A 17,202-nucleotide genomic window follows, 5' to 3' on the forward strand; every position below is an offset into this window, starting at 1 on the left:
CAACACTCTCCCAATCGCAAGGATAAATTTGCTGGCAACCAAAACGGGAAACCCTGAGGCGGCCTTCAAAACCAAACAGCCGTGGCGGGAGGACATGCCCCCGGCTCGATGGTTCATCTCGGCGATTTTCCGGGCGGCGCGATCACGCGCCATCCGTGCATGCGGCTGCCTTGCCGCAATGATGTAAACGGGAGGACATAATACATGAAAAAGCTACTTCTTACGACTGTGGCCGCACTCACGATGACGGCTGCTGCCGCTTCGGCCCAGACCGTCGGCTTCTCGCAGATCGGCTCGGAATCGGGCTGGCGCGCGGCTGAAACCACGCTCACCAAGCAGCAGGCTGAAGAGCGCGGCATCGACCTGAAATTCTCCGATGCCCAGCAGAAGCAGGAAAACCAGATCGCCGCCATCCGCGCCTTCGTGGCCCAGGGCGTCGACGCCATTCTTCTGGCACCGGTCGTCGCAACCGGCTGGGACAGCGCTCTGGAAGAAGCCAAGGACGCCGACATTCCGGTGATCCTGCTCGACCGTTCGGTCGACAGCTCCGACGACCTTTATCTGACGGCAGTCGGCTCCAACCTCGTGCATGAAGGCGAAGTGGCTGGCGGCTGGCTGGTCGATACGGTCGGCGACAAGCCGTGCCGCGTCGTCGAGCTGCAGGGCACCACCGGTTCGTCGCCTGCGATCGACCGCGCCACCGGCTTCCGCAACGCGATCGATGGCCATTCCAACATCGAGATCGTCCGCAGCCAGACGGGTGACTTCACCCGCTCGCAGGGCAAGGAAGTCATGGAGAGCTTCCTCCAGGCTGAAAACGGCGGTGCAGACATCTGCGCACTCTATGCCCACAATGACGACATGGCCGTCGGCGCCATCCAGGCGATCAAGGAAGCAGGCCTGAAGCCCGGCACGGACATCCTGATCGTCGCGATCGACGCGGTTCCGGACTACTTCCAGGCCATGGCTGCCGGCGAGGCAAATGCCACGGTGGAACTGACGCCGAACATGGCAGGCCCGGCCTTTGATGCGCTCGAAGCCTACATGAAGGACGGCACGATGCCGCCGAAGTTCATCCAGACGGAATCGAAGCTTTATACCCAGGCTGACGATCCGCAGGGTGAGGCAGAGCGCCGCAAGAGCCTCGGCTACTAAGCCTTCCTCCCGGGTGCGGTCGGGGTCATCGGGGCTCCGGCCGCCTCGGCATGCCTAGCGCATATCGCAATCGGGCACGCGCCCGGTTCCGCGATGATGCGCGTTGACAACAGGCGCCGCGCGTTCGTTCCAAGGTGCTCGATAATGCTTCTGACAATTCAAAATCTCACCAAGAGCTTCATCGGCATGAAGGCGCTCGACAATGTCGATTTCGAGCTCGCAGCCGGCGAAGTCCACGCCCTTCTCGGCGAAAACGGCGCAGGAAAATCCACGCTGATCAAATGCCTGACCGGCGCCTACAACCGCGACGACGGCATCATCAGGCTGGATGGCGAAACCATTTCTCCCCAATCGACGCTGGAGGCCCAGGATCTGGGCATCGGCACCGTCTATCAGGAAGTGAACCTGCTTTCGAACCTGACGGTCGCCCAGAACCTGACCTTCGGGCGCGAACCGCGCCGGTTCGGGATCATCAACGGCGCGGCCATGCGGCGCGAGGCCGAGGCGATGATTGCAGGCTACGGCCTCGATATCGACGTCTCGCGCGATCTCGGCAGCTATTCCGTCGCCGTCCAGCAGATCGTCGCCATCGCCCGCGCAGTTGCCCTTTCCGGCAAGGTGCTGATCCTGGACGAGCCGACCGCAAGCCTTGATGCGCGTGAAGTCGAAATGCTGTTCGACGTCGTGCGCAAGCTGCGCGACCAAGGTCTCGGGATCATCTTCGTCTCCCACTTCCTCGATCAGGTATTCTCGCTGACGGACCGCGTTACCGTGCTCCGCAATGGCTGCAAGATCACCACCGAGAAGACCGCCGAACTCGACCGGGTGCGGCTGATTTCCCATATGCTGGGCCGCGAACTTGACGAGGCCGAAACCGATGGCGAACGGCGCGGCACCGAAGGCCGGGTCAGTGCCGAACCGGTGCTGACGGTACGCGGTCTCGGCAAGCGCAATGTCGTCGAACCCTTCGATCTTGATATCCGCAGCGGCGAGGTCATCGGCCTTGCCGGTCTTCTCGGCTCGGGCCGCACAGAAACTGCCGAACTGATGTTCGGCGTGCGCAGCGCCAGCAGCGGCTCTGTTTCGGACAAGAATGGCAAGGTCAGCCTTTCAAGCCCGCGCGATGCGATTGCGGCAGGCTTCGGCTTTGCCCCGGAAGACCGCAAGACCGACGGCATCATCGCCGATCTCTCCGTGCGCGAGAACATTGCGCTTGCGCTTCAGGCGCGGCGCGGCTGGGCGCGGCCGATCAGCCGGACGGAACAGGACCGGCTCGCAGCCGAATACATCAAGAAACTCGATATCCGGACCTCGAGCGCGGAAAAGCCGATCGGCGAACTGTCCGGCGGCAACCAGCAGAAAGTCGTGCTTGCCCGCTGGCTCGCCATGAACCCGCGCTTCCTGATCCTCGACGAACCGACGCGCGGCATCGATGTCGGCGCGCACGCCGAAATTCTGAACCTGATCCAGGACATCACCAAGGAGGGCATGGCGATCCTCATCATCTCATCCGAACTTGACGAGCTGATTGCAGCGTCGGACCGCGTGATCGTGGTGCGCGACCGCCGTCATGTCGCAGAACTGACCGGAGCCCAGATCGCCACCGAAAACATCGTCAAGGCGATCGCCTCCGACGAGCGGGAGGCCGTGTAATGCCTAAGGGTCTGAAACGCGTCATTCCCCAGCTGATCACGCTGGCGGTGCTGGTCGCTCTGGTCAGCCTGTTCTTTCCGAGCTTCCTGCAGATCGACTATTCCGGCGGCCGCTTCGTCGGCCCGGTGATCGACGTCTTGAAACGCGGCGCGCCGGTCGCACTTCTGGCGATCGGCATGACGCTGGTGGTTGCCACGCGCGGCATCGACCTTTCGGTCGGCACCGTGATCGCGATTGCGGGCGCCATGGCGGCGGCCACGATCGGCGCCGGCTACGGCCTTGCGGCAGCGATTGCCATGGCCATCATCGTCGGTCTTATCGCAGGCCTCTTCAATGGCGTGCTCGTTGCCTTCATCGGCATCCAGCCGATCGTGGCAACGCTGATCCTGATGATCTCCGGCCGCGGCATCGCGCAGTTGATCACCGAAGGCCGCATCCTCACCTTCAACCTGCCGAGCTTTGCCTATCTCGGCTCCGGTTCGCTTCTCGGCATTCCGGTTCCGGTCTGGATCTGGGTCCTGGCCGCAGCGCTCGTCATCCTGCTGGTGCGACGCACTGCACTCGGCCTGCTGATCGAGGCGATCGGCGTCAACCGCAAGGCATCGGCGCTGGCCGGTATCAACGCGCACGTGCTCTTGATCGCCGTCTACATGGCGTCCGGCTTCTGCGCGGCGCTTGCCGGCATCATCATTACCGCCGATATTCGCGGCGCCGACGCCAACAATGCCGGGCTCTGGCTCGAGCTTGATGCCGTGCTCGCCACCGTCATCGGCGGCAACTCGCTGATGGGCGGACGGTTCTCGATCTCGGCGGCCGTGATTGGTGCGATGATCATCCAGACCATCGATACCGGCATCCTGCTGGCGGGCTTCCCCTCCGAATACAATCTCGTGATCAAGGCTGTTCTGGTGGTCTTCATTCTGGTTCTGCAATCGCCGAACATCACCGGCGATCTGAAATACATGCGGCGCAATCTGTTTGGCGGCAAGCAGGCAGGGGAGGCAGGCAAGTGAAAAATCCGCGCCTCTACCCGCTCTATGCCACGATCGCGATCTTCATCGTCGCCTATGCGATATGCTACATCCAGTTCCCGTTCATGCTGTCGACACGGGTTGCCGGTAACCTTCTGACGGACAATGCCTATCTCGGCATCGTGGCCGTCGGCATGACGGTGGTGATCCTGTCGGGCGGCATCGACCTGTCGGTCGGTTCGGTGATCGCCTTTGCGGGCGTGTTCATCTCCGTGCTGCTGCGCGATACCGGGCTTCACCCGCTTGTGGTCTTCGTGCTGCTGCTGGTCATTACAACCGTCTTCGGCGCAGCCATGGGCTGGCTGATCCACACGCTCGGCATGCCTGCCTTCATCGTGACGCTCGCCGGCATGTTCCTGGCGCGCGGCGTCGCCTACATGATGACCATCGATTCCGTGCCGATCAACAACGACTTCTTTGCCATGCTGCAGAAGACCTATTGGGTTCTGCCCGGCAAGGGTCGTCTGACGCTGATCGGCGTGGTGATGCTTCTCTGCTTCGTCGCCGGCCACTTCGTCGCGCACAAGACCCGCTTCGGCACCAATGTCTTCGCGCTTGGCGGCGGCGAGCAGACGGCGCGCCTGATGGGATCGCGGATCGGACGCACCACGGTATCGATCTACGCCTTTTCGGGCTTGATGGCGGGGCTTTCCGGGATCGTGTTCGCGATCTATACCGGATCCGGTTATCCACTCGCGACCGTCGGGACGGAGCTTACGGCCATCGCCACCGTCGTCATCGGGGGCACGCTTTTGACCGGTGGCGCAGGCTATGTGTTTGGAACGCTGTTCGGTGTGCTGACAATGGGCCTGATCCAGACCTATATCGTGTTCGATGGCACACTTTCGAGTTGGTGGACCAAGATTGCAATCGGTGTTCTGCTGCTCCTGTTCATCGTGCTGCAGAAGGGACTTCTGCGATTGACCATGGACCGTGCCACGGCGCATTGAAAAACATAAAGGTTGCCGGTCGAACGCCGGCAACCCAATACGAATTGGAATAGGGCGAAGCACTCATGTTCTCCATCGGAATCGATTACGGCACAAACACCGTCCGCGCGCTCGTCGTCGGCTGCGATGACGGCTTTGAATACGGCACCCATGTCTTCGCCTATCCGAGCGGCGAAGATGGCGTTCTTCTGGATTCCGGCGACCCGTTGCTTGCCCGCCAGAGCCCGGCCGATTATCTCAAGGGTCTTGAAGCCAGCATCCGCGGCGCGCTGGAACAGGCCGCCCGCCACGAGAAATTCGATGTTTCGAAGGTCATCGGGATCGGCGTCGATACCACCGGCTCGAGCCCCCTTCCCGTCAATACCCAGAACGGCGCCCTTTCCATGGACGCAGGCTTCGAGGACAATCTGAACGCCTATTGCTGGCTCTGGAAGGACCATACCAGCTGGCGCGAGGCGGAGAAGATCACCGCGCTCGGCAAGGCCGAACGCCCGCATTACCTCGCCATGGTCGGCGATACCTACTCGTCGGAATGGTGGTGGTCGAAGATCTGGCACTGCCTCAATGTCGACCGCAAGGTCTTCGATGCCGCCCATTCCTGGGTCGAACTTGCCGACTGGATTCCCTCCGTTCTTGCCGGCGTGAAATCGCCCGCCGACATCAAGCGCGGCGTCTGCGCTGCCGGCCACAAGGGGCTTTACAATCCGAAATGGGGCGGCCTGCCGGACAAGGAGTTCCTCTCAAGCCTCGATCCGGCGCTCGCCGATCTGCGCGACCGGCTTTATGACACCGCCCAGGACATCTCCGTTCCCGCCGGCAAGCTTTGCCCCGAATGGGCCGAAAGGCTCGGCCTGCCGGAAGGCATCGCGATTGCCACCGGCGCCTTCGACAACCACCTGGGCTCGATCGGCTGCGGCATCGAGGAGGGCATGCTGGTCAAGGTCATCGGCACCTCCACATGCGATTGCGCGATCGTCGATCTTTCGAAGTCCGACACCATTCCCGGCGTCTGCGGCATCGTCGAAGGCTCGATCCTGCCCGGCTATTACGGCATCGAGGCCGGCCAGTCGGCGGTCGGCGACATCTTCAAATGGTGGGTTGAACGCGTCTGCCAGGGCGGCGCGGCGCTCCATGAGGAACTGACGCGCGAAGCGACCACGATGAAACCCGGCCAGAGCGGCCTTTTGGCGCTCGACTGGAACAACGGCAACCGCACCATTCTGGTCGACCAGCGCCTGACCGGGCTGATCCTCGGCCAGACGCTCTATTCCAGCCGCGCCGAGATCTATCGCGCACTGGTGGAGGCGACCGCCTTCGGCGCGCGCGCCATCGTCGAGCGCATGACCGATTACGGCGTGCCGATCGACAAGGTGGTCTGCGCCGGCGGCATTGCCGAGAAGAACCCGATGCTGATGCAGGTCTATGCCGACGTGATGAACCGCACCATGCTGGTGACCCGTTCGGCCCAGACCTGCGCGCTCGGCGCGGCGGTGGCTGCAGCCGCCGTCGGCGGCGCCCATGCCGATATCAAGACCACGACCCGCGCCATGACCGGGCTCAAAGACATCCGCTATGACCCCATCCCGGAAAACGTCGCGGTCTACGAGGAACTCTATGGTCTCTATCTGACGCTCCATGACGGCTTTGGCGGCATCACCCGCGATGCCGACCTGTCGCGCGTCATGAAAGACCTGATCGACATCCGCGACAAGGTTCGCGGCGCATAACAGACGGCGCAACGTCGCCACTCCCAGGAGGATACACATGATCGGCCTCAAGCCCCTCAAGATCTGGTTCGTCTGCGGCTCGCAGCATCTTTATGGTCCGGAAACGCTCGCCCAGGTGGATGCGCAGTTCAGCGAAATCACCGCTGCACTTTCCAAGGATGGCAAGCTGCCGCTTGAAATCGTGCAGCAGCCGGTGGTGAAGAGCCCGGCAGAAGCCACCGAGCTCGCGGTCCGCGCCAATTCCGACCCTGAATGCGGCGGCCTGATCCTGTGGATGCACACATTCTCGCCGTCGAAAATGTGGATCCGTGGCCTGTCGCAGCTCAACAAGCCGTTCCTGCATCTCCACACCCAGTATGCCCGCGAATTGCCGTGGGATACGATCGACATGGATTACATGAACCTCAACCAGGCCGCCCATGGCGACCGCGAGGCAGGCTTCATCCACACCCGCATGCGCCTTGGCCGCAAGGTCGTGGCCGGCCACTGGTCGGACCCGGAAGTCCACGCCCGCATCGACGCCTGGATGCGCGCTGCCCGCGCCTGGGACGACTGGCAGGGCGCCCGCTTCTGCCGCTTCGGCGACAATATGCGTGAAGTGGCCGTCACCGACGGCGACAAGGTGGCCGCCGAAATGAAGCTCGGCTTCTCGGTCAACGGCTACGGCATCATGGATCTCGTCGATGTCATGGAAACGCTCGCAGACAGCGACGTCGCCGATCTCGCCGCAAGCTACGAGAACGAATACAATGTCGTCGACGCGCTGAAAAAGGGCGGGGACCGCCATGACAGCCTGCTGAATGCGGCGCGCCAGGAACTCGGCCTCAAGACCTTCCTCGAGGCCGGCGGCTTCAAGGGCTTTACCGACACCTTCGAGGATCTGCACGGCATGGAGACCCTGCCGGGCATGGCGACCCAGCGGATGATGGCCGCCGGCTACGGCTTTGCCGGTGAAGGCGACTGGAAGACGGTGGCGCTGGTGCGCGCGCTCAAGGTGATGGGCCACGGCATGAGCGGGGCGACCTCGTTCATGGAGGACTATACCTATCACATGGCGCCCGGCCAGGAGCAGGTGCTGGGCTCCCACATGCTGGAAATCTGCCCGACGATCGCAGACGGCAAGCCGAACATTGAGATCCATCCCCTCGGCATCGGCGGCAAGGCCGATCCGGTGCGCATGGTCTTCAACGCGAAGCTTGGCCCGGCGCTGAATGCCAGCCTGATGGATATGGGCAACCGCTTCCGCCTGCTCGTCAACGAAGTCACGTCCGTCGAACATCCCGACCTGCCGAAGCTTCCTGTTGCCCGCGCCGTCTGGGAATGCAAGCCGGACTTCAAGACCGCGCTTTCGGCCTGGATTCTGGCGGGCGGCGCCCACCACACCGCCTATTCCAACGATGTGACGACCGAGATGCTGGAAGATTTCGCCACCATGGCCGGGATCGAACTTGCCGTCATCAATGACGACACCAGGCTCGACCGCTTCAAGCAGGATCTCAGGACCAACGAGATCTACTGGCATCTGGCGCTTGGAGTGAAGGCGTGAGCGGACTTTACGACGACATCCGCCGCCAGGCTTACGAGGCCAATATCGCGCTGCCGAAACAGGGGCTGATCAACCTCACCTTCGGCAATGCAAGCGCGGTCGACCGCGACCGGGCCGTGTTCGCGATCAAGCCGAGCGGCGTCGATTATGGCGACCTGTCGCCCGAAAACATGGTGATCGTGGATTTCGAGGGCAAGATCGTGGAGGGCAATCTGCGCCCCTCCTCCGATACCCCCACCCACCGCCGCCTGTTCCTCGCCTTCGAGGAGATCGGCGGCGTGGTCCACACCCATTCGACCCGCGCGACTTCCTTCGCACAGGCCGGCCGTGCGATCCCGAATTTCGGCACCACCCATGCGGACTATTTCTACGGCGAAATCCCCGTAACCCGGAAGATGACGCCGGAGGAGATCGCATCCGCCTATGAATGGGAAACCGGCAATGTCATCGTCGAGCGCTTCAAGGATCTGAACCCGCTCGATTTTCCGGCCGTGCTGGTCAACCGCCACGCGCCGTTTACCTGGGGCAAGACGGTTGCGAAGGCGGTCGAAGTCGCCGTTGCCGTCGAATGCATCGCCGACATGGCGCTGATGTCGCTGCAGCTGGAGCCGGGACTGAAGCCGATCGAACAGGAGCTGCTCGACAAGCACTTTCTGCGCAAGCATGGCGCCGGCGCCTATTACGGCCAGCCCGAATAGGAAAATCGTCCTCTCTCCCGGCCATCTTGCTCTGGCCGGGAGCCGCCTTCCCGCCAGCGCTTGCGCGCAACAGGCTGCCCGCCCTTCGGTCGTGGGGAAGATGTCAAGGGAGCACGCCAAGGGAACCAGCGGTCCGTCCCTTGCGTTTGCGTGTGGCCACAAACTGCTTTAGCTTCGCCCGAACCATCACGCTGCCTGCTCCCGCGCGATGCTGGAGCCATGAACCACGCAGGCGCAGAGCGCCCTGGCATTGGAGCCGCCGATGAGATCTTTGCGAAGCCTTTTTACCAGCCCCAAACCGGAAGCGCGGGACGAGGAAGCGCCAGCTCCGTTTCGCGGTGGCCTGCCGGCACCAGAGCAAGGCTTCGTGGCGATCGGCGACATCCACGGCTGTTCCGAAGCCCTTGCCCTGATGTGGGAAAAGATCGCTGCCGCCGCTCCCGGCCTCACCATCGTGCATGTCGGCGACTATATCGACCGTGGCCCCGATTCGGCCGGCGTGTTGCGGATGCTTTCCGAACGCCAGGCGAAAGCCGGCGATATCGTCTGCCTCAAGGGCAACCATGAGGACATGTTTCTCGACTTTCTTGAGGCGCCGGAAGAAAAGGGCGAACGCTTCCTGCGGTATGGCGGACTGCAGACGCTTGAAAGCTTCAAGGGAATGGCGCTTTCGGGCGTTCGCGGCCCGGAGGAACTGCGCAAGACGCGCGACGCGGTGGTCGAACAGATCGGCCCCGAAACCCGCCAGATGCTGGGCGCGATGCAGACGCTCTGGAAAAGCGGCAATGTTGCCGTGGTCCATGCCGGCGCCGATCCGCGCAAGCCCATCGAAGGCCAGCGCGCCAGCAATCTCACCTGGGGCCATCCGGCCTTCGGAAAGCTCGCCCGCGCGGATGGCATCTGGATCGTCCACGGCCACACCATCGTGGACCGGCCGACCATGGCCAACGGCATGATCTCGATCGATACCGGCGCCTATGCCAATGGCAGGCTCACCGCCGCCATCATCCGCCCCGACCAGGAGGTCGAGTTCCTGCAGGTTGCAGCCGGCAAATGATATCCGGACGCACTTGCGTCCACCACGCCGTCAGAACTCCTTGGTGATGAACAGCGAAATCGTGCTCTTGTTGTACTCGTAGAGCTCGACATTCGAGAAGTTCTGCGAATAGGCATATTCGAGCCGCGGCGCGAAACCCTTGGCCGCGAGCGTGCGGAAGGTGGCGCCGACCTCGACATCGATCCGCCGGTCGAGACGCGGCTTGGTCATCAGCGGAAAATCGCCGACATAATCGCGCAGCGTGCCCGACACGGCGATATCCGTGAGAATTCCGCCCGACCATTCCCGGGCATATTTGGCATTCACATTGTAGCCGTCATAGGAGTTGATGTCGTTTTCGGCATGGACATGATTGTAGCCGCCGCCGAAACGGATGCTGCTGGCTGCCGTCAGCGCATAGCGGTGATTGAGGCTGAAGCCCGCCTCATAGCCGTCAAAGGCGTCGATCTCGTCATAATCGAGCAGCTGATAGGACACGCTTGCCGAGGTGACGCCGAACGGGCCGAAGGAACGGCGCACGGAAAACACCGGGCCATAGCCGGTGCGGTAGGGCTCGTTGCCGATGAGCACGCGCTCGGCGGCAATGCCGCCGCTGAAGATCCACGGATCCATGCGCCAGGACAATTGGGAGAAACCGCCGAACTGGGTCTGGTTGTACTGGGTTTCCCTGTAGGCAAGACCGGTTACCGAGCCGCCGAAGGTCAGCGACAGGTCGTCGACGAGTTCAAATGTGTAGGTACCGTTCGCGCCGTAATTCAGACCGACGCCGCTTTCGGCCTTTTCGCCGGGCGCAAGCGCCACGCCGCCGACATGAACCAGATCCTCGTCGGTCGCATCGGAAATGTTCGAGCTCGGCGCAATCGCCACATAGCCGCCCAGCGTCCAGGGCCGGTCGAGGTTCACCCGGTCGATGAAATCCTCATAGAAGGAGCGGAGCGATTCGCTTGGCGCGGTGTCGGCCAGAAGCGAGAAATGATAGATCGCCGCCTTTTTCTCTCCCATGAGCGACAGCGTGTGGGCAAGTTCCTGGCGCACGCGCGTCAGATCGGGCTTCTGGGTGAGGATTTCACGCATGATGGCGGCCGCCTGCGTCAGCTTCCCCTGGCGCTTCAGGATCAGCGCATAGGTAAACTGCTGCGAGATCACCGACATCTCGGGATCGCTGGTGAGATGGGCCGAGAGCGCCATCGCCTTGTCGTATTGTCCCGATTCGATCAGCATCTTGATCTCGGGAAAGGGATTGGCCGCATGCGCCTGACCAGCGCCAAGCCCAGCACAAATCACAGCGTAAAACACAGCGAAAAAAGCGACGTCAGCCGCCAGTTTCGACCAACAGGAGAACAAACGCGCGATCTGCATGCGATTACCAGTCACTCATTACATTTTCGGCCGGGCAGCACCCGGCATTGGCAATCACGGGCCGGCGGCCGGCCCGTGATAACGCGTTCTTCATCGGTCGGCAATGAATGTACCAACGGCGCCGGATCCTGTCAGATCGCCTGCACCATTCAGCAGATAGGTACCCGCCATGCCGGCCGCCGCCGGGCCGTAAAACCCGCCTTCAACCCCGGAAGCACCCTGATTGATCAAACCATAATCATTGGCGATCGCAATCGAATTGGGGTTGGAGTTGAATTCCGAGCCCTGGATCGTGGCATCGAAGGTAATGTCGCCCATATCGCTCTGCATCGCGCCGGCGAGCTGGCCGGTCCCGAAGTTCACGTTCGCCTGGAAGCCGCCCTCGATATAGTCGAGCGTGGATGGCGGGAAGGGCAGCGAATAGTCGGTGACCGCTGCGCCGCCGAGATGGTTGCCGCGATAAACGGCCGTGCCGGTCAAGGGCATCTGGGAAGCGGGCGTCATGCCGTTGGTCGAGCGCACCGCCGTGAAGGTCAGGTCATCCCCACCCGGCTCCACCTCGATCAGCGCGACAACGGGCCCTTCCTTGATCGCCGGATTGTTGAAATAGCCAAGCTGCAGATAGGCGTCGGCGTCGTCGCTGACAAAGCCGCCGGAGCCATCGGCATAGAAATTCGCCGATTGGCCGGCATCCGGCCCTTCCGTCATCACGACGGTAACCGTATCATCGCCATTGACGCTGATATTGGCGGCGGCGCCGCCAGAGCCGGTGACCTGCGCCGTGCGCATGTTGACGTCCCCAAAATAGCCAACGGCATTGGTCGAAATCACATCATTGCTGTCACTGCCACAGCCGGCAACGACTGCGGCCGCGCCAAGCACGGCCACGCTCAAATACTTCATCGTCCCCACTCCCCCTTGCCGAAAAATTAACAAGTAGTTAACTGTTGCAACGGCAGCGGATCGTGTCAACGGGATCGAAAGTATATTAGCTTAATATTTCAAGAGATTGCCAAACCCCTGCAACCGATCGGGCAGGGCGAGCGTTTTAGGTCACAGTGCCTTTAGGAGACCGGAATATATGACGACCCAGACTCAATTGCCGCTTTTTTACAAGAAACCCGAGGTCCTGCGATTTGAAGACCACAAGGGAATGGGGCTTGCGAAAGAGCGCGACTTTTCGTTCACGGCCGAGGCGACCGCCATTCCCCTTTCCGTCAGCGAATTCATGCCGGCCATCCGTCACTATCCGATCGTGTTTGTCGGCGAAAAGGATCCGTCCCCGGTCGCGATCGTCGGCTTGAAGCAGGGGCACAATCTCATGCTTGAAGAGAACGGCGGCTGGGCGGCGCAGACCTATGTGCCGGCCTATATTCGCCGTTATCCCTTCATTCTGGTGCAGTCGCAGGACCAGGACACGCGCTATCTGGCCTATGACAGCGGCAGCGACATGGTAAAACCGCTCGAAGAGGCCCCCGATGCCGCGCCGATCTTCAACGAGGACGGGACCGCGAGCAAGGTGGTCGAGCCGATGCTCAATCTCTGCGAGGCCTATCACCAGCACCGGGCGCAGGACACGGCGTTCCTGAAGGCCGTTGCCGAAGCAGACCTGCTGGTCGCCCGCCATGTCGACATGGATTTCCCCGACAAGTCGCGCTACCGCCTGGATGGCTTCCGCGTGATCGACATCGAGCGCTATCGCGCGCTGTCGGCCAAGACGCTGAAGCACTGGACGGAAAAGGGCTGGGCAGACGCGATTGCGCTCCACCTTGCCTCCGCCCAGAACTGGGGTCTGCTGATGGAGCGCAACCAGCGCTTTCTCAAAAGCGCCTGATCGCGGCCTTACGGCATATATTGCCCGCCATTGATATCGATGACCTGTCCGGTGATGTAGCCGGACATGGTCGGCGAGGCGAGAAACGCAAAACTCCAGGCGCAATCCTGAGCCGTTCCGAGCCTGCCGAGCGGGATCGTGTTGAGGGCGGCATTCATGGCTGCATGCGGGGTTTCATCGTGGAACGGCGTTTCGATCACGCCGGGCGCCAGCGCATTGACCCGGATCCCGTCACCGGCAAGTTCCTTCGCGAGCGAACGGGTCAGCGAATGCGCCGCCGATTTCGCCGCTGCGTAAATGCCTGATCCCATCGCGCCGCCATTGCGTGCCGCGATCGAACCGACATTGATGACGGAGGCCCGGTCGCTCGCCTTCAGGGCGGGCAGCGCCTGGCGCACAAGCCTCAGGATCGAACGGGTGTTGAGATCGAACACCTGTTCGTAGACGGCCTCGTCGAATGCGCCAACGCTGGTGCGGCCGATCGCGCCGGCATTGTTGATCAGACAGTCGAGACCGCCCATGATCGCGACCGCCTCGTCCACGATGCGCTGCGCCTCGTCGGCCTTTGCGACATCGCCGCCCACTACATGCGCCTTTCCGCCTGCCCTCTTCAGCCGGTCGGCAAGCGCTGCCGCCGCCTCCTTGCCGCTGTAATAATGCACGCACACCTCGGCACCACAGCGCGAGAGCGCCTCGGCAGCCGCGGCACCGATACCGGAGCTTGCCCCGGTCACGAGAACCTTCATTCCAACGAGATCATCTACGGGGATCATGGACCTGCCCTCTTTGTTTCTGGCCGTGTTTTCATACACAGCTTGTCTTCACCGCGCACGCGAAAAACCCGGCCGGAGCCGGGTTTGGAAACTTGGAACCTGACTGAGGTTTACTTGCAGGTGCTGATCTTGTTCAGCGCCGCAGTAACGCCGATCAGCGAATAAGTATGGCTGGTGACCGTACCGCGCGCCGAGGTTGCCTTGACTTCCATGGTGCGACCCGCCTTCAGAGCTGCAACCAGCGTCGGCTCCTGGGCCGCATTTTCAAGCCAGCCGCCCTTGCCCTTGTGATACATCGCGAAGCTCTTGCCGTCGACGATCACGTTGATGGTCGAGCCTTCCTTCAGCGTGAAACCCATCATCGCCTGCGGCTCGAGCGAAACGCTCTGGCCCGGATATTTCGTGACCACGAAGAAGTTGTCGCCGTGATCCACATTGGCCGGCTCCTTCTTTGCCGGCACGGAAAGGGCGTAGCACACCTTGCCTGCATCCGACTGGTAGGAATAGGCGACCCATGCATCGAATTTCTGGATGGGTGTCGGCGTCTGCGCGGAAGCGATCGAGGCGCCGGTGAATAGAAGTACCAGTACGAGGACGATTCTTTTTGCAAACATGTGATCCTGCCGATTTTCTCTGCTTGGTGCCGGGCGCGCGACCTTGCCTCGGCGCGTCCCGCTACTTTGAGATTGAGCCAATTACATACGCAATCGAGGTTACCAAAATCTCAACGTTGGAACGGTTAAGGCCCGGCCGCCCATTTCAGTGGCTCATTGATTATGAGACAGACAAATGCCGCCAATCACGGCGAGAATGCGGCAAGAGCGTCCGAAAACCAAATCAGCCCTTCCGGATCGCCGTCAGCGCCGCATCTGCGCGATCATAATGGTCGTCGCTGACATTGCGCCGGATCATCGTCAGCGCGGCAGTGAGCACCGCCAGGTCGTCGGTAAAGCCAACGAACAGGAAGATGTCGGGGATCAGATCTGCCGGCATGATGAAATAGGCAAGCGCCGAATAGAGCACGACCTTTGCGCCGAGCGGCGTATCCCTGTCGGTCGCGCAGTAATAGGCTGCCACCGCATCGCGGGCGAACGGAATGCGCGCGGCCGTCTTGGTCAGCTTGTGCCAGAAGCCAGCGCGCACGATCCGTTCATTTTCAGCCCGGGTCTCGTCGTCTTCGGGCTCCAGAATGTCACCATATTTGATGTCGCTCATGAAAAACTCCCTGTTACCCCGCGATATAGGGCGTCAGCACTCAAATACCATAGCGGCCGGCTGCCTTGTCCATGATCTCGCCGAGTGCGAGATCGCGGGCGCTGACGCCTCCGGACGAATGGGTGGTTAGCGACACGCCGACCCGGTTATAGACATTGTTCCAGACCGGATGATGATCGAGCCGCTCGGCTGCCAGCGCGCATTCGCTCATGAAGGCGAAGGCCTCGCGAAAATCGGCAAACCTGAAATCGCGGGTGATCGCCGTGCCGTCTTCGGCAAGCGACCAGCCGGCGCGCTCGCCAAGCGCCCGGTCGAGCGCTTCGGGTTCCAGTCGGGCGTCATCCATGGCATCCTCCCTCGCACTCATACCGTCAGAAAATTGCGAATACATCATGGCACAACCCGAAAAACCCGCAATCCTGTTCGTCTGCAGCGGCAATATCTGCCGTTCGCCGCTGGCCGAAGGGGTGTTTGCGCACCTTGCCGGCGAGGCCGGCCGCGGCGATGACTTCCTCCTTGATTCAGCGGGCATCGGCAACTGGCACGCGGGAGAACGCGCAGACCCGCGCTCAAGGGCGACAGCGAAACGCCACGGCTTCGACATCGACCACCAGCGCGCCCGTCAGATCAGGCCGGCGGATTTCGACCGGTTTTCCCTGATCCTGGGCATGGATTTCAACAATGTCACGGCGCTCAAACGCCTCGGAGGTCACAGCCCGAAAGCTGAAATCGCCCTGTTTTCAGACTACACGCTCGGCCGGCACGAAGAGGTGCCCGATCCCTATTATGACGAGGATGACGGGTTCGAGACCGTCTACCACATGCTGTTGGCGGGCTGCCAGTCGCTGCTGTCGAAGCTGTAGGCGTCCATCGGATCGTAAAGGTCGAACGCCTCTTCGACCTTGTAGGGTCCGCCGCCAACGGAATCGCGCGATGACAGCAGAACGAAGCGGCCCGCCGTAAATGGCAGCGTCTGGAAATTTCCGCGTGCGGAAAGATAATCCACCACATCCGGCACCTTGGTGCCGCGCAGCCGCGCGAGCGTGACATGCGGCATGAACTTGCGTGGATCGGCGCGCAGCCCGAGCCGCTGGCACATGCGGTCGATATCGCCCTGCAGCGCGAAAAGATCGGGCGCGGGCGAAACGCCGGCCCAGATCGCATGGGGTTTCTTGGAGCCGAAATGACCGGTTCCGGACAGCGAGAGCTGGAAGGCGGGACGATCGATCCGGTCGAGCCATTGCACGACTTCGTCGGCTGTGCGGAAGTCGACATCGCCGATGAACCGCAAGGTGATGTGGTAGTTCTCCACATCGATCCAGCGGGCCCCGGGCAGGCCGCCGCGCAGAAGCGAAAGACTTAACGCCTGTTCGCGCGGGATTTCGAGGGCGGTGAAAATTCTCGGCATGGCGAGCTCCCCGAATCTGCTTGTCGTACCCTCAGCGAATCACTTAACCCGGTTTCTGGCAAGCGTTATTTTGTTTCTCCCCTGATGGATTGGAGGAAGGCCTCCACGCTCGGGAGCGTTTTCTCCACCATCACCTCAACGCCCCTGGCATTGGGATGCATGCCGTCGGCAAGCTGCAGATCGGCGTGTGTGGCAACGCCGTCGAGAAAGAACGGATAGAGCTCCAGCCCGTATTCGCTCGCAAGTTCCGGATAGATCGGATTGAACTCGGCACCATAGGATGCCCCCATGTTCGGCGGCGCCATCATGCCCATCAGCATCACCGGGATCTCGCGATCCTCCAGACGCTCGATGATGGTCGAAAGGTTTTTAGCCGCCTCTTGCGGTGCAATACCGCGCAACGCATCATTGGCGCCGAGTTCCAGAATCACGCCATTGGTGCCATCCGGCACCGACCAGTCGAGCCGTGCAAGCCCGCCGCTGGTGGTGTCGCCCGACACGCCGGCATTGGCGATCTTCACATCGTAGCCGGCTTCGGTCAGTGCAGCCTGCAGCTTTGACGGATAATCCTCGCCCGGTCCGAGCTCGTAGCCAGCCACCAGGCTGTCGCCGAGCACGACGATCTCGAGCGGCGTTTCCGCCCGGACGGCCCCGCCTGCCAACATGGAAATTGCAAAAACAATCGGCAGTGTCGCTTTCAATCGCATGGTCGAACTCCTAAATCGGGTTTTCTGCCGCAAGATCGGTCCACTGGTGCGGAAACGGCGTAGTCCCTTATGTGTTGCGCCGACCTCAT

18 protein-coding genes are annotated in these 17,202 nt (G+C 61.8%); 10 read left to right on the forward strand and 8 right to left on the reverse strand.

Features of this window, described 5'->3' with window-relative positions; translation table 11 throughout:
* Positions 1–204 precede the first annotated feature (204 nt).
* From ytfQ to HPQ62_RS14255, 8 genes are all read left to right on the forward strand, one after another.
* Positions 205–1,155 (forward strand): galactofuranose ABC transporter, galactofuranose-binding protein YtfQ, encoded by a 951-nt coding sequence (gene ytfQ / locus HPQ62_RS14220; protein ID WP_174803227.1) that lies wholly within the window; start codon positions 205–207, stop codon positions 1,153–1,155.
* 144 nt (positions 1,156–1,299) lie between these two features.
* Positions 1,300–2,808, forward strand: a complete 1,509-nt coding sequence (locus tag HPQ62_RS14225; protein WP_174803228.1) for a sugar ABC transporter ATP-binding protein — start codon at positions 1,300–1,302, stop codon at positions 2,806–2,808.
* Complete coding sequence (locus tag HPQ62_RS14230) at positions 2,808–3,821, forward strand: ABC transporter permease (protein WP_174803229.1); 1,014 nt, start codon at positions 2,808–2,810, stop codon at positions 3,819–3,821. Before HPQ62_RS14225 ends, HPQ62_RS14230 begins: the two co-directional genes overlap by 1 nt.
* Positions 3,818–4,789, forward strand: coding sequence for a galactofuranose ABC transporter, permease protein YjfF (gene yjfF / locus HPQ62_RS14235; RefSeq protein ID WP_174803230.1), 972 nt, complete (start codon positions 3,818–3,820; stop codon positions 4,787–4,789). Before HPQ62_RS14230 ends, yjfF begins: the two co-directional genes overlap by 4 nt.
* Before the next feature lie 65 nt (positions 4,790–4,854).
* A complete protein-coding gene (locus HPQ62_RS14240) occupies positions 4,855–6,516 on the forward strand; it encodes a ribulokinase (protein ID WP_174803231.1) in 1,662 nt (553 codons plus the stop codon).
* 37 nt (positions 6,517–6,553) lie between these two features.
* Positions 6,554–8,062, forward strand: coding sequence for an L-arabinose isomerase (gene araA, locus HPQ62_RS14245; RefSeq protein WP_174803232.1), 1,509 nt, complete (start codon positions 6,554–6,556; stop codon positions 8,060–8,062).
* Positions 8,059–8,760 (forward strand): L-ribulose-5-phosphate 4-epimerase AraD, encoded by a 702-nt coding sequence (gene araD / locus HPQ62_RS14250; RefSeq protein WP_174803233.1) that lies wholly within the window; start codon positions 8,059–8,061, stop codon positions 8,758–8,760. Before araA ends, araD begins: the two co-directional genes overlap by 4 nt.
* Before the next feature lie 262 nt (positions 8,761–9,022).
* Positions 9,023–9,817 carry a metallophosphoesterase gene (locus HPQ62_RS14255; protein WP_174803234.1) on the forward strand — a complete coding sequence of 265 codons (795 nt, stop codon included), beginning with the start codon at positions 9,023–9,025 and terminating at the stop codon, positions 9,815–9,817.
* A gap of 30 nt (positions 9,818–9,847) precedes the next feature.
* Here HPQ62_RS14255 and HPQ62_RS14260 read toward each other — a convergent pair whose 3' ends face one another.
* Together HPQ62_RS14260 and HPQ62_RS14265 are read right to left on the reverse strand one after the other, a co-directional pair.
* A complete protein-coding gene (locus HPQ62_RS14260; protein WP_174803235.1) occupies positions 9,848–11,038 on the reverse strand; it encodes a surface lipoprotein assembly modifier in 1,191 nt (396 codons plus the stop codon).
* 228 nt (positions 11,039–11,266) lie between these two features.
* On the reverse strand, positions 11,267–12,079 hold the full coding sequence (locus HPQ62_RS14265) for a transferrin-binding protein-like solute binding protein (protein WP_174803236.1): 813 nt from the start codon (positions 12,077–12,079) through the stop codon (positions 11,267–11,269).
* A gap of 178 nt (positions 12,080–12,257) precedes the next feature.
* On the opposite strand from HPQ62_RS14265, the gene HPQ62_RS14270 reads away from it, so the two are divergent.
* A complete protein-coding gene (locus HPQ62_RS14270; protein WP_174803237.1) occupies positions 12,258–13,010 on the forward strand; it encodes a SapC family protein in 753 nt (250 codons plus the stop codon).
* Positions 13,011–13,018: 8 nt separating this feature from the next.
* Here the strand turns inward: HPQ62_RS14270 and HPQ62_RS14275 are convergent, their stop codons facing one another.
* From HPQ62_RS14275 to HPQ62_RS14290, 4 genes are all read right to left on the reverse strand, one after another.
* The gene (locus HPQ62_RS14275) at positions 13,019–13,783 is read right to left on the reverse strand and encodes an SDR family NAD(P)-dependent oxidoreductase (RefSeq protein ID WP_174803238.1); all 765 of its coding nucleotides are present in this window, start codon (positions 13,781–13,783) and stop codon (positions 13,019–13,021) included.
* A 110-nt stretch (positions 13,784–13,893) separates the two neighbouring features.
* Positions 13,894–14,397: an invasion associated locus B family protein gene (locus HPQ62_RS14280; RefSeq protein ID WP_174803239.1), complete on the reverse strand. Its 504-nt coding sequence runs from the start codon at positions 14,395–14,397 to the stop codon at positions 13,894–13,896.
* A 223-nt stretch (positions 14,398–14,620) separates the two neighbouring features.
* Positions 14,621–14,998 carry a YkvA family protein gene (locus HPQ62_RS14285; protein ID WP_174803240.1) on the reverse strand — a complete coding sequence of 126 codons (378 nt, stop codon included), beginning with the start codon at positions 14,996–14,998 and terminating at the stop codon, positions 14,621–14,623.
* Positions 14,999–15,038: 40 nt separating this feature from the next.
* Positions 15,039–15,344 (reverse strand): 4a-hydroxytetrahydrobiopterin dehydratase, encoded by a 306-nt coding sequence (locus tag HPQ62_RS14290; RefSeq protein WP_174803241.1) that lies wholly within the window; start codon positions 15,342–15,344, stop codon positions 15,039–15,041.
* Between the two features lie 46 nt (positions 15,345–15,390).
* On the opposite strand from HPQ62_RS14290, the gene HPQ62_RS14295 reads away from it, so the two are divergent.
* A complete protein-coding gene (locus HPQ62_RS14295; protein ID WP_174803242.1) occupies positions 15,391–15,861 on the forward strand; it encodes a low molecular weight protein-tyrosine-phosphatase in 471 nt (156 codons plus the stop codon).
* Here the strand turns inward: HPQ62_RS14295 and thpR are convergent.
* Together thpR and HPQ62_RS14305 are read right to left on the reverse strand one after the other, a co-directional pair.
* On the reverse strand, positions 15,813–16,406 hold the full coding sequence (gene thpR / locus HPQ62_RS14300; RefSeq protein WP_174803243.1) for an RNA 2',3'-cyclic phosphodiesterase: 594 nt from the start codon (positions 16,404–16,406) through the stop codon (positions 15,813–15,815). The genes HPQ62_RS14295 and thpR overlap by 49 nt on opposite strands.
* Before the next feature lie 65 nt (positions 16,407–16,471).
* Positions 16,472–17,113 carry an arylesterase gene (locus tag HPQ62_RS14305; RefSeq protein WP_174803244.1) on the reverse strand — a complete coding sequence of 214 codons (642 nt, stop codon included), beginning with the start codon at positions 17,111–17,113 and terminating at the stop codon, positions 16,472–16,474.
* Positions 17,114–17,202 lie beyond the last annotated feature (89 nt).

The sequence above is a fragment of the Martelella limonii genome (assembly GCF_013344475.1).
Taxonomy (GTDB): domain Bacteria; phylum Pseudomonadota; class Alphaproteobacteria; order Rhizobiales; family Rhizobiaceae; genus Martelella; species Martelella limonii.

Bases quoted from the DNA above. Each gene is read 5' to 3' on its own strand.
- ytfQ (WP_174803227.1), top strand. From the start codon at position 205: ATGAAAAAGCTACTTCTTACGACTGTGGCCGCACTCACGATGACGGCT.
- HPQ62_RS14225 (WP_174803228.1), top strand. From the start codon at position 1,300: ATGCTTCTGACAATTCAAAATCTCACCAAGAGCTTCATCGGCATGAAG.
- HPQ62_RS14230 (WP_174803229.1), top strand. From the start codon at position 2,808: ATGCCTAAGGGTCTGAAACGCGTCATTCCCCAGCTGATCACGCTGGCG.
- HPQ62_RS14240 (WP_174803231.1), top strand. From the start codon at position 4,855: ATGTTCTCCATCGGAATCGATTACGGCACAAACACCGTCCGCGCGCTC.
- araA (WP_174803232.1), top strand. From the start codon at position 6,554: ATGATCGGCCTCAAGCCCCTCAAGATCTGGTTCGTCTGCGGCTCGCAG.
- HPQ62_RS14255 (WP_174803234.1), top strand. From the start codon at position 9,023: ATGAGATCTTTGCGAAGCCTTTTTACCAGCCCCAAACCGGAAGCGCGG.
- HPQ62_RS14260 (WP_174803235.1), bottom strand. From the start codon at position 11,038: ATGCTGATCGAATCGGGACAATACGACAAGGCGATGGCGCTCTCGGCC.
- HPQ62_RS14265 (WP_174803236.1), bottom strand. From the start codon at position 12,079: ATGAAGTATTTGAGCGTGGCCGTGCTTGGCGCGGCCGCAGTCGTTGCC.
- HPQ62_RS14270 (WP_174803237.1), top strand. From the start codon at position 12,258: ATGACGACCCAGACTCAATTGCCGCTTTTTTACAAGAAACCCGAGGTC.
- HPQ62_RS14275 (WP_174803238.1), bottom strand. From the start codon at position 13,783: ATGATCCCCGTAGATGATCTCGTTGGAATGAAGGTTCTCGTGACCGGG.
- HPQ62_RS14280 (WP_174803239.1), bottom strand. From the start codon at position 14,397: ATGTTTGCAAAAAGAATCGTCCTCGTACTGGTACTTCTATTCACCGGC.
- HPQ62_RS14285 (WP_174803240.1), bottom strand. From the start codon at position 14,998: ATGAGCGACATCAAATATGGTGACATTCTGGAGCCCGAAGACGACGAG.
- HPQ62_RS14290 (WP_174803241.1), bottom strand. From the start codon at position 15,344: ATGGATGACGCCCGACTGGAACCCGAAGCGCTCGACCGGGCGCTTGGC.
- HPQ62_RS14295 (WP_174803242.1), top strand. From the start codon at position 15,391: ATGGCACAACCCGAAAAACCCGCAATCCTGTTCGTCTGCAGCGGCAAT.
- thpR (WP_174803243.1), bottom strand. From the start codon at position 16,406: ATGCCGAGAATTTTCACCGCCCTCGAAATCCCGCGCGAACAGGCGTTA.
- HPQ62_RS14305 (WP_174803244.1), bottom strand. From the start codon at position 17,113: ATGCGATTGAAAGCGACACTGCCGATTGTTTTTGCAATTTCCATGTTG.